11 protein-coding genes are annotated in these 10,055 nt (G+C 72.7%); 5 read left to right on the forward strand and 6 right to left on the reverse strand.

Annotated elements, in window-relative coordinates:
* Window positions 1-74: 74 nt before the first annotated feature.
* The 3 genes from ABZ234_RS12675 to moeZ form a co-directional block, all read right to left on the reverse strand.
* A complete protein-coding gene (locus ABZ234_RS12675; RefSeq protein WP_267948245.1) occupies window positions 75-401 on the reverse strand; it encodes an MGMT family protein in 327 nt (108 codons plus the stop codon).
* A gap of 85 nt (window positions 402-486) precedes the next feature.
* Window positions 487-873 (reverse strand): SPW repeat protein, encoded by a 387-nt coding sequence (locus tag ABZ234_RS12680; protein WP_267948244.1) that lies wholly within the window; start codon window positions 871-873, stop codon window positions 487-489.
* A gap of 136 nt (window positions 874-1,009) precedes the next feature.
* The gene (moeZ, locus tag ABZ234_RS12685) at window positions 1,010-2,173 is read right to left on the reverse strand and encodes an adenylyltransferase/sulfurtransferase MoeZ (RefSeq protein WP_267948243.1); all 1,164 of its coding nucleotides are present in this window, start codon (window positions 2,171-2,173) and stop codon (window positions 1,010-1,012) included.
* A 271-nt stretch (window positions 2,174-2,444) separates the two neighbouring features.
* Between moeZ and ABZ234_RS12690 the strand changes: the two genes are divergently transcribed.
* From ABZ234_RS12690 to ABZ234_RS12700, 3 genes are all read left to right on the forward strand, one after another.
* Window positions 2,445-2,696 carry a hypothetical protein gene (locus ABZ234_RS12690; RefSeq protein ID WP_344180142.1) on the forward strand — a complete coding sequence of 84 codons (252 nt, stop codon included), beginning with the start codon at window positions 2,445-2,447 and terminating at the stop codon, window positions 2,694-2,696.
* Window positions 2,697-2,946: 250 nt separating this feature from the next.
* A complete protein-coding gene (locus ABZ234_RS12695; protein ID WP_267948241.1) occupies window positions 2,947-3,588 on the forward strand; it encodes a TetR/AcrR family transcriptional regulator in 642 nt (213 codons plus the stop codon).
* Between the two features lie 346 nt (window positions 3,589-3,934).
* Window positions 3,935-4,732 (forward strand): hypothetical protein, encoded by a 798-nt coding sequence (locus ABZ234_RS12700; protein WP_355012071.1) that lies wholly within the window; start codon window positions 3,935-3,937, stop codon window positions 4,730-4,732.
* A gap of 100 nt (window positions 4,733-4,832) precedes the next feature.
* Here ABZ234_RS12700 and ABZ234_RS12705 read toward each other — a convergent pair whose 3' ends face one another.
* The 3 genes from ABZ234_RS12705 to ABZ234_RS12715 all read right to left on the reverse strand — a co-directional run bounded on the left by ABZ234_RS12705 (window position 4,833) and on the right by ABZ234_RS12715 (window position 6,505).
* Window positions 4,833-5,075 carry a hypothetical protein gene (locus ABZ234_RS12705; RefSeq protein ID WP_267948239.1) on the reverse strand — a complete coding sequence of 81 codons (243 nt, stop codon included), beginning with the start codon at window positions 5,073-5,075 and terminating at the stop codon, window positions 4,833-4,835.
* 271 nt (window positions 5,076-5,346) lie between these two features.
* Complete coding sequence (locus ABZ234_RS12710) at window positions 5,347-5,658, reverse strand: DUF6401 family natural product biosynthesis protein (RefSeq protein ID WP_344180146.1); 312 nt, start codon at window positions 5,656-5,658, stop codon at window positions 5,347-5,349.
* Window positions 5,659-5,821: 163 nt separating this feature from the next.
* On the reverse strand, window positions 5,822-6,505 hold the full coding sequence (locus tag ABZ234_RS12715; protein WP_267948237.1) for a ferritin-like fold-containing protein: 684 nt from the start codon (window positions 6,503-6,505) through the stop codon (window positions 5,822-5,824).
* A gap of 567 nt (window positions 6,506-7,072) precedes the next feature.
* Here ABZ234_RS12715 and ABZ234_RS12720 point away from each other — a divergent pair.
* On the forward strand, window positions 7,073-8,647 hold the full coding sequence (locus ABZ234_RS12720) for a DEAD/DEAH box helicase (protein ID WP_355012072.1): 1,575 nt from the start codon (window positions 7,073-7,075) through the stop codon (window positions 8,645-8,647).
* A 158-nt stretch (window positions 8,648-8,805) separates the two neighbouring features.
* A complete protein-coding gene (locus tag ABZ234_RS12725) occupies window positions 8,806-9,714 on the forward strand; it encodes an alpha/beta fold hydrolase (RefSeq protein WP_267948235.1) in 909 nt (302 codons plus the stop codon).
* Window positions 9,715-10,055: the final 341 nt, after the last annotated feature.

Below are 10,055 nucleotides of genomic sequence, written 5' to 3' on the forward strand. Positions count from 1 at the left end.
GGATGTGTTCACACCACCAGTTCACCAGAAGACGGCGACCTTCTCGGACGCCTCCCGGGCTTCCAACCAGCTCCTCAGGCCCCGGAAGCCCCGTCCCAGCGGGCTTTGCGCATGTCCACCCGGTCGCTTCCCGGGCGCATGGGCGTGCTCTCCGCCGCATAGTGGGAAAGCGCACGTACCTCGTGGCCGGACGCCGGGCGCCCGTCCGAGCGCACCACCCGCCACCAGGGCACCCCGCCGCCCCACGCGGACATGACCGAGCCGACCTGGCGGGGGCCGCCCCGCCCGACGTGCTCGGCGATGTCGCCGTAGGCCATCACCCGTCCCGGCGGGATCCGCTCGACCAGCGCGAGGACGTCCTCCGCGTAGTCGTCCGGCCCGCCCTCCTCGTCCGTGAACACCCGCGCAGCCTATCGAGCGCGCGCGGGGGCCGCCCCGCGCCCTCGCGGGTACGGCCCCCGCGCCCCCGGCGGCCCGGCCGGCGGGTCAGGTCGGGATCTCGTTGACGTGCGCGCTCCAGGCCAGGTCGGGGTCGCGCTTGCGGGCCCGGTCGGCCTGCGCCAGGCCGAAGGCCCCGAGCAGGGCGATACCGCCGCCGATGACCCACGCCGACCAGGCGGCCGCGGGCAGGTGGGTGAAGCCCAGGAGCCAGGGCATCGCGAACACCAGCACGCCGATCGCGAGGACCCCCAGCTCGCTCGACAGGGCGCCCGGGCGGGTGAGGGAGAACGTGGCGGCCACGACGACGCCCAGTCCGAGGACGAACATCGCTCCCCCGCTGAACCCGTACATCCCGTGCCAGAGCCAGCTCACCCCCAGGGCCAGACCGGCGGCGACCGCCACCCAGTCGGCCCTGCGTCCCTTCTCTCGCATAACGCCACCTCCCAGCAGCAGGGCCGCCCCGGAGATCGGCCGACGGCCTCTGGGTTCTTGTACCCACTCCCTGCCGGGGAACGCGAACGGCGCCGGGAGGGGTTCCCGGCGCCGTTCGGAAGGGGTCCCCCGGCCGCTAGTAGGCGGGCAGGCTGGGGTCGACCTGGTTGATCCAGGCCAGGACGCCGCCGCCGACGTGCACCGCGTCGGAGAACCCGGCGGCGTGCACCGCCGCGAGGGCCTCGGCCGAGCGCACGCCCGACTTGCAGTGCAGGACGATGCGCTTGTCCTGCGGCAGCCTCTCGAACGCCTTCCCGTTGAGGAACTCGCCCTTGGGGATGAGCGTCGCGCCCGGGATGCTGACGATCTCGTACTCGTTCTTCTCGCGGACGTCCACGAGGAAGACGTCCCCGGGCTTGTTGTCCAGGAGCTCCTTGAGCTCGGGCGCGGTGATCGTCGAACCGGCGGCGGCCTCGGTGGCCTCCTCCGACACGGCGCCGCAGAACGCCTCGTAGTCGATCAGCTCGGTGACGGGCTCGGTGTCGGGGTCCTTGCGGACCTTGACCTCGCGCCAGGTCATCTCCAGGGCGTCGAAGATGAGCAGGCGGCCCACCAGCGGGTCGCCGATGCCGGTGATCAGCTTGATGGCCTCGTTGACCATGACGGAGCCGATGGAGGCGCAGAGCACGCCGAGGACGCCGCCCTCGGCGCAGGACGGCACCATGCCGGGCGGCGGGGGCTCGGGGTACAGGTCGCGGTACTGGGGACCGTACTCGTTCCAGAAGACGCTGACCTGGCCGTCGAACCGGTAGATGGAACCCCACACGTACGGCTTGTTCAGCAGTACGGCGGCGTCGTTGACCAGGTAGCGGGTCGCGAAGTTGTCGGTCCCGTCCAGGATCAGGTCGTAGGGGGCGAAGATCTCCAACGCGTTGTCCGACTCCAGGCGGTCCTGGTGCAGGACGACCTCGACGTTGGGGTTCACCTCCTTGATGCTGTCCCGGGCGGACTCGGCCTTGGGGCGGCCGACGTCACTCTGCCCGTGGATGACCTGGCGCTGGAGGTTGGACTCGTCCACGACGTCGAAGTCGATGATGCCGAGCGTGCCCACGCCCGCGGCGGCCAGGTAGAGCAGCGCCGGGGAGCCCAGGCCGCCCGCGCCGACGACCAGCACCTTGGCGTTCTTCAGGCGCTTCTGCCCGTCCATGCCCACGTCGGGGATGATCAGGTGGCGCGAGTAGCGGCGCACCTCGTCCACGGTCAGCTCGTCAGCTGGTTCCACCAGCGGCGGCAGCGACACGGTGACTCCTCATGTCTGTTCAGGGTGCTTCGGACCGCCCGTACCGGACCGGGGAGGGTGCGGGGGCGAAGCGTGCTTGCACTTATACCCAACCTAACGGGTGGGGTTTTCCATTCCCACCGCGGGGAGGCGTGGGACACGACACCCGCGCGCCCGTTCCTTCCAGCACCAACGAACGCGTCCCGGCGGTTCATTCCGCGCGGCCCCGTGTGCCGCGCGGACCGGCGGGTAGTGTCGCCTGTACGTTCAGCGACGACGTGGGGAGCACCCCGTGACTTCAGAGAACAGTTCCGCCGACAGGCGTCCGGCCTCCGGCGCCACCGGGGAGCAGGGGGCCGAGGCGCCCGGGGCCGAGACGCCCGGGGTCGAGGTGCCCGAGGCCGACGCGGCCGAGCAGCGCGCGCCCGCGGGCGACGACGACGGCCGCTGGGACGCCCCCTCCGAGGAGAGCTTCGACCAGGCCGACGAGGGCGACGTGGTGGAGCAGTCCCTGGAGGTCGGCGACGAGGAGGAGCGGCGGTGAGACCGCGCCGGCCCGCCCGCGCCGCGGTTCCGGCGTCCGGCTGCCGTGCCGGCCCGCCGACGGGGAGGGGCTCCCGTGCCCCGATCGCCCCTTCCGTCCCCTTCTCCCCGCCCGCACGGAAGCTACGCGGGAGTAGGATGGGGCGAAAGCTGTGACGGCGCGCCGGTGACCGGCCGCGCCCGGCAGCACTAGCCACGCAGATGTTCGGACATGGCGCGCATCTGCCATGCCGAGTTCGGAGGGTGTGGGTGTGACAGCTCCTTCAGACGCCCGCGCCCGGGGCACCCGCTTGCCCCGGGTCAGGCGGCGCCGCCAACTCCTGTCCGCGGCACAGGAGATCTTCGTCGCCCGCGGCTACCACGCGGCGGCGATGGACGAGATCGCCGACCGCGCGGGTGTCAGCAAGCCAGTGCTCTACCAGCACTTTCCGGGGAAGCTGGAGCTCTACCTCGCCCTGCTCGAAGAGCACTCCGAGGCGCTGGTCGAGAAGCAGCGCGAAGCCCTGGAGAGCACGGACGACAACCGGCAGAGGGTCGCCGCCAGCTTCCAGGCCTACTTCGACTTCGTGGCGGGGGACGGCGAGGCCTTCCGGCTGGTGTTCGAGTCCGACCTGCGCAACCTTCCGGCGGTGCGGGAGAAGACCGAGCAGACCTTCCAGCGCTGCGCCGAGCTCATCGGCGCGGTGATCCGGCAGGACACCAGCATCTCCGACGAGGAGGCGCACCTGCTGAGCATCGGCCTGGTCGGCATGGCCGAGACCAGCGCCCGGTACTGGCTCAACAACCACGGGGCCGTCCCCAAGGACGCCGCCGAGCAGCTCGTCGCCCGGCTGGCCTGGCGGGGCATAAGCGGCTGGGACCTCCAGCGCAGGGCCGACGAGCAGGACGCCTAGAACGCTCGGCGCGCTCCCCGGGACCCGCGCCGCGGGAGGCCCCCGCGGACGCCGCGCCCGCCGGAGCGCGAGGACCCCCGGGCGCACTGCGCGCCCGGGGGTCCCGCGTTGTGGCGGAACCGATCGTCCCGGCGGCATTGTCCCCCCTCACGGCGAATCCCTCCCCCCCTTTTTCGCAAGAAATTCACCAAGAAAAGGCAATCCCCTCGCCCGACGTCTGACAAGCGGTTCGATTCCCGTTCGCCGGGTATCGCCGGAATGAGAAGTAAATGGCTTCTCTTCGCGGAGTCCGCCCGGGCCGAATTCGGCACGCCGGCGGAGTGAGCGATTTGGGGGTGAAGACGTTATGGACATGGGTCAGGGCCTGACGACGGCCTGGCAGGCGGTGGCGGGTTTCGTACCGCTGCTGATCGGCTTCCTCGTGATCCTGGTTCTGGGCTGGTTCATCGCCTGGCTGGTGGGCAAGGGGGTCGCGAAGGGCCTGCACGGCGTCGGACTGGACCGCGCACTGCACCGCGGGGGTGTGGGCGAGTACTTCGAGCGGAGCCGCTGGACCGCCAGCGAGCTGTGCGGAAAGATCATCTACTACGTCGGACTGCTGTTCGTGTTCACTCTCGCGTTCAACGTCTTCGGTCCGAACCCGATCAGCACGCTGCTCAGCGACGTCATCTCCTGGATCCCGCGCGGCATCGTGGCCCTGGTGATCGTCGTGGTCGCCGCCATGATCGCCAAGGCGGTCCGCGACATCGTCTCGGGCGCGCTGGGCGGCCTGTCCTACGGCCGGTTCATCGCCAACGTGGCGGGGGTGTTCATCCTGGCCCTCGGTGTCATCGCGGCGCTGAACCAGATGGGCGTCGCCGTGAGCGTGACCATGCCGGTCCTGATCGCCGTCCTGGCGACGATCGGCGGCATCCTCGTCGTCGGCGTCGGCGGCGGCATGATCGAGCCGATGCGCTCGCGCTGGTCCCGCTGGCTCGACGTGGCCGAGCGCGAGACCGGCCGCCTCAACAAGGACGAGAGCTACCGGGCCGGCAGGGAGGCCGCGATGAGCGGTCCCACCGAGCGCAGGGAGGGCGCCACGGCCTCGGGCCAGGCGCCGTCCGCCTCCACCCGGCCCGGACCGGGAGGCGGGCCCGCCTCGTGACGGAAAGGTCCGCGGATCCCTGAGACCGCGGACAGCAGAGGAGGGCGGGGCCACCAGGCCCCGCCCTCGCCGTGTGCGCCGCGCCCTTGCGGGGCGGCCCTCAGAGGAACTCGGAGTCGCGCAGCTCCAGGCGCGACAGGTGCTCGATCCTCCGGAAGGCGAGGACGACGGAGGCGATGATCGGCAGGAAAGCCAGCCAGAAGGCGAGGTTCCCCGGCCCGGTGAAGAACATCGACACCAGTGCGACGACGATGATCAGTGCGAACAGCGCGAAGTCGACGCGGTCCTGTTGGATCAGGACGCCGACCGGTGGGCGCGCAGCCCCATGTCGACCGCTCCTCATTCGCATTCCTTTCTCGCGGCTCTGCGGGCCGCTCCGCCAGTTACGGCGTCCGCCGGTCCGCTCCCGAACCGACATAACACCGCGAATCCCACGTTGCATTCCGCAGTGCCCCGGTCCGACCACGATGCGCCGGGCCGCTTATCGGCCGCCCGGAGCGGCCTACGCCTTTCAGCGTACGCCCGGCGCGGGTTTTTCGCCGGAGAACCGGAACGGCAGGTGCCCACGGGGAACCTCGCGTCGTGGGTCACACCCGCCTGCGGACGTCACCAACCTAGCGGACGAAACCACGGTCCTTGGCCAGTCGGCAGATCGCGAGAATGCGGAGGGTCTCCCAGTCGTATTCGACCGCCTCCGAGTCCCAGCCCCTTTCGAGGCACCCGTCGAGGAAGCCGTGGAGGTAGGTGCCGAGGGTGCGGGCGTTGATCCCGCTCCCCGAGGAGGTGATGCCCTCGCACACCTGTGCGGCGTGCTGGTCCAGCTCAGAGCACATCCAGGGATCGATCGGGCCGTCCAGCGGGCCGATCTTGTGGAAGTCACGGGTGAGTCCGGCCAGCGGATGGCGCACGGAGGTCCCACGGGGCATGGAAGTACCTACTCGCGTGGTCAGGAGACGGGAGACTTCAACGAGTTTACGTGTCCCCACCAACGAATCGTCACGAAAGTGTTGGATATTACCCCCGCTTGACCAAGGGAGCCCCTGGTACGGGTCAAGTGTCCGTGGTGTCCCCGGTCCGGCGCGGCCCGTGTCAGGCGGACAGGCCCATGGCGTCGAGGCGCGCCTTGTGGCGGTCGGTGAGGGAGGCGAACATCCGGCTCACGGCGGCCAGGTCGCCGAGCGCGGTGGCGCCGGCGGAGCCCTGGGGGTCCTCGGCCAGGAGCGCGGCCAACCGGGGGCGGGCCACAGCCACGTGCTGCGCCTGGCTGAGCGCCTCGCCGACCAGCCGGCGGGCCCACAGGGAGAGCCGCCCGGCCAGCCTGGGGTCCTCCGCCACGGCGGCGCGCACCGCCCCGGAGACGAACTCGGCGCGCCCGGTCTCGGCCAGGACCCCCTCGACCAGGGCCGCGGTCTCCTCGTCCGCCAGCGCCGCGACCTTGCGGTAGAAGTCACCCGCGATGCCGTCGCCGACGTAGGTCTTGACGAGGCTCTCCAGCCAGCTCTGCGCCTCGGTGCGCTCGTGCCAGGCGTCCAGCGGCGCCACGAACGGCTCCATGGCCTCCTCGGGGACGACCCCCAGCTCCTCCAGGCGGTCCCGGAGCGTCTGGTAGTGCGCCTGCTCGGCGGCGGCCAGGGCCGCCAGCTGGCCCTTGCCCCGCAGCGACGGGGCGAGTCCGGCGTCGTCCGCGAGACGGAAGAAGGAACCGAGCTCCGCGTAGGCGAGCAGCCCGAGCAGGTCGATCACGCCGGGGTCGGCAGAGGGGCCTTTGGTCATGCCCGCCAGGGTATCGCCCGGCCGCGGGGGCGCGGCACGGGGGACCGCGGGGACTAAACGGGCCGCCGGCACGGTTGCACACGCTGGGAGCGGGTACGGTCCCAGCCGTCCACAGCCGGAGTGAACTGCTATGTCCACCCGGCGCGTCACCAGCTAGACTCTGCGTGATGACCGGCGTGTGCGGTCGACCCGAGACTCTCCTCACACACGCGGGGACGCTCCCACGCCTCGGCGCCGCGCAGGCGGCGCCCACCCGGGCGCGGACCCGCACCACCGACGTGGTCGCCGAGACCGCGCCAGGAAACCACGAACCACGGATGCTCCCCGTCCACGCGGGGACGGTCCGCGATCCGCGGAGGGGGTCCCCCCGCACCGCACGGATCACGCAGGCAGCGCCACCGCGCCGTAACGGCCGCGGTGAGCCGCGCCCATCGCGGCGGCCACGAGCCGACCGCGACCGCACCCCGCCGCGGCCACGCCACGTTGCGGCCCGCCAAGATGGAGGCTTGAGCCCTGAGCACCACAGATGACACGACCAAACCCAAGACGACCTTCCGCGACCTGGGAGTGAGCACCGAACTCGCCGACGCCCTGGAGGCGGAGGGGATCTCGGAGCCCTTCCCGATCCAGGAGCTCGCCCTGCCGATCGCGCTGCACGGCAGCGACATCATCGGCCAGGCCCGCACCGGTACCGGCAAGACCCTGGCCTTCGGCCTCCCGCTGCTCCAGCGGGCGCAGCAGGCCCCCGGCTCCTCCAAGCGCCCCCGCGCGCTCGTGGTGGTCCCGACCCGTGAGCTGGCCATCCAGGTCGCGGCCGACCTGACCACCGCCGCCAAGCGCAGCGGCGGCCGCGTGCTGACCGTCTACGGCGGCCGTTCCTACGAGCCGCAGGTCAACGGGCTCAAGGAGGGCACCGACGTCGTCGTCGGCACCCCGGGCCGGCTGCTCGACCTGGAGAACCAGAAGCACCTGCGCCTGGACGAGGTGTCCGCGGTGGTCCTGGACGAGGCCGACAAGATGCTCGACCTCGGCTTCCTCCCCGACATCGAGCGCATCCTGACCAGGATCCCCGCCGAGCGCCAGGTGATGCTCTTCTCGGCCACCATGCCGAGCGAGATCGTCTCCCTGTCCCGCAAGTACCTGCGCCGGCCGACGCACGTCCGCGCGGGCGACGACAACGAGATCGACGGCTCCGCGATCACCGGACGGATCACGCAGCACGCGCTGCGGACCCACCAGATGGACAAGATCGAGATGCTCGCCCGCCTGGTCCAGGCGGAGGACCACGGCCAGAGCATGGTGTTCTGCCAGACCAAACGCGCCTGCGACCGCGTGGCCACCGAGCTCAAGACGCGCGGGTTCGCCGTCGCGGCCGTCCACGGCGACCTGGGGCAGAGCCAGCGCGAGCGGGCCCTGCGGGCCTTCCGCAACGGCAAGATCAACATCCTGGTCGCCACCGACGTGGCCGCCCGCGGGCTCGACGTGGACGACGTCACGCACGTCGTCAACTACGAGACGCCCGAGGACGAGAAGACCTACACGCACCGCATCGGCCGCACCGGCCGCGCCGGGCGCAGCGGCACCGCCGTCACCTTCGTGGACTGGCAGGAGATGCCGCGCTGGAAGCTGATCAACGCGGCCCTGGACCTGCCCTTCGCCGAGCCGGAGGAGACCTACTCCACCTCGCCGCACTTCTTCGAGGCGCTGCGGATCCCCGCCGGGACCAAGGGCAAGCTGGCCGCCGACAAGCGTGCCGACCACGCCGGCCTGGAGGCCGAGGAGATCGAGGACATCGGCGACACCGGCATGCCCCGGGGCGACCGCGGCGGGCGGCGTGACGGCGGCCGCGACCGCGGAACCGGCGGCCCGGGCGAGGGCGGCCGTGGAACCGGCGGCCGTGGAACCGGCGGCCGGGGCGAGGGCGGCGGCGAACGCGGCCGCAACCGCTCGCGCCGCCGTACCCGCGGCGGCCAGGGATCGGCTCCGGCCGAGGGGACCGCGGTCAAGGCGGAGACCACCGCCCCGACCCAGGCGGAGGCCCCCCGCGGCGGTGCCGCGTCCACCGACGAGGGCGCCCGCAGGATCCGGCGCCGCCGCCGCACCCGCGGCGGCACCGCCCACCGGGACCCCGAGAACACCTGACCCCTCCGCCGTGCCGCGCCCGTGAGGACGGGCGCCACGGCGAGCGCACGACGTGCGGGCACCGCGTCTCCCCCGCGGTGCCGGTGTCGGCGGCCGCTCCGCCGGCCACGGCCCGGGGTATCCCGGGCCGGGCCACCGATCGTCTAGGGTGGCCCGACGTGAGTACACCTCAGTTCATCGACCTGCCGCCGGGCGTGCGGCGCGCGGACCTGCCCCTCTCCTACGGTCCCCTCGCCGCCCTGCGCGCTCTTCCCACCTCAGGGGGCACCGAGCTGGCTCCCGCTGTCCTGGTGCACGGTTTCACCGGCAGCAAGGAGGACTTCATCGCCCTCCTCCAGAGCCTCGCCCAGGCGGGCCGGGAAGTGGTCGCGATCGACCTTCCCGGCACCTACGAGTCGCCGGGACCGGAGACCCTCCGGGCTCCCCCGGGCGTCCAGCTCCCCGACTACCGCCTGTCCTCCCTCGGCGGCGTGGTCGCCGAGGTCCTCCACCTCGTCGGCGGAAGCGGACAGGCCCACCTGGTGGGGCACTCCTTCGGCGGCCTGGTGGCCCGCGAGACCGCCCTGTCCGGGCTCGCCGACCTCGCTTCGCTGACCCTGATGTGCAGCGGCCCGGCGGCCCTGGGCGGCCCGGGCGCCATGACCGCCCGCGGCCTCATCGCCGCCCTCTCCGTCGACCCCACCCCCGAACGGCTCCGCGAGCTGTGGGAGGAGCGGTTCGACGCGGAGGCGCGCAGCCGCACCCCCGACCCGGTGATCCGGGAGTTCCTCCGGGAACGGCTGCTGTCCAGCAGCGCCCTGGGGCTGATGCGCACCGCCGAGGACCTGCTGGGCGCCGAGGACCGGGTCGGCGAACTCGCCGACCTGAAGATCCCCTCGCTCGTCGTCTACGGCGAGAACGACACCGCGTGGACCCCGGCCGCCCAGGACGACATGGCCGAGCGGATGGGCGCGCGAAGACTGGTGGTGCCGGGTGCGGGCCACTCCCCCAACGTCGAGGCGCCCGAGACCACGTCGGGTGTGCTGACCTCGTTCTGGAACGAGACGGAGTCGGTCGGCCGGCGCTGACGGGCCGACCGGAACCGTCGCCGGTGTGACGCGGGGTCCCCGCCCCCGATGATCGTGTACCCGTGGCCGGTCCCGGCGCCTCGGGGTCACGTGGTGGTGGCCACGGGGGTCTTGTGGAGTACCCGGCCGGGGCAGCCCGCCCCAGGGTGTGACGGGAGGCGGGGCCGCGCGGCGCGCCGCGGGGTGCGCCCGGCCGGGGGGGTCGGCGGCGCACGCCCCGGCCGCCGCCCCGGGGCGGGCCCCGCCCTCGCCCCCGGCTCCCGAACGCGCCCGGGGCGCCCCCCCCGGGGCGGGGGGCCCGGGCGGCGGCGCGGGGGGGGGGGGTGGGCGCGGGGGCGACG

Origin of the sequence: Nocardiopsis sp. NPDC006198 (assembly GCF_040613895.1) — a bacterium.
GTDB classification, from domain to species: domain Bacteria; phylum Actinomycetota; class Actinomycetes; order Streptosporangiales; family Streptosporangiaceae; genus Nocardiopsis; species Nocardiopsis tropica.

Bases quoted from the DNA above. Each gene is read 5' to 3' on its own strand.
- ABZ234_RS12710 (WP_344180146.1), bottom strand. From the start codon at position 5,658: ATGCCCCGTGGGACCTCCGTGCGCCATCCGCTGGCCGGACTCACCCGT.
- ABZ234_RS12705 (WP_267948239.1), bottom strand. From the start codon at position 5,075: ATGAGGAGCGGTCGACATGGGGCTGCGCGCCCACCGGTCGGCGTCCTG.
- ABZ234_RS12680 (WP_267948244.1), bottom strand. From the start codon at position 873: ATGCGAGAGAAGGGACGCAGGGCCGACTGGGTGGCGGTCGCCGCCGGT.
- ABZ234_RS12700 (WP_355012071.1), top strand. From the start codon at position 3,935: ATGGACATGGGTCAGGGCCTGACGACGGCCTGGCAGGCGGTGGCGGGT.
- ABZ234_RS12715 (WP_267948237.1), bottom strand. From the start codon at position 6,505: ATGACCAAAGGCCCCTCTGCCGACCCCGGCGTGATCGACCTGCTCGGG.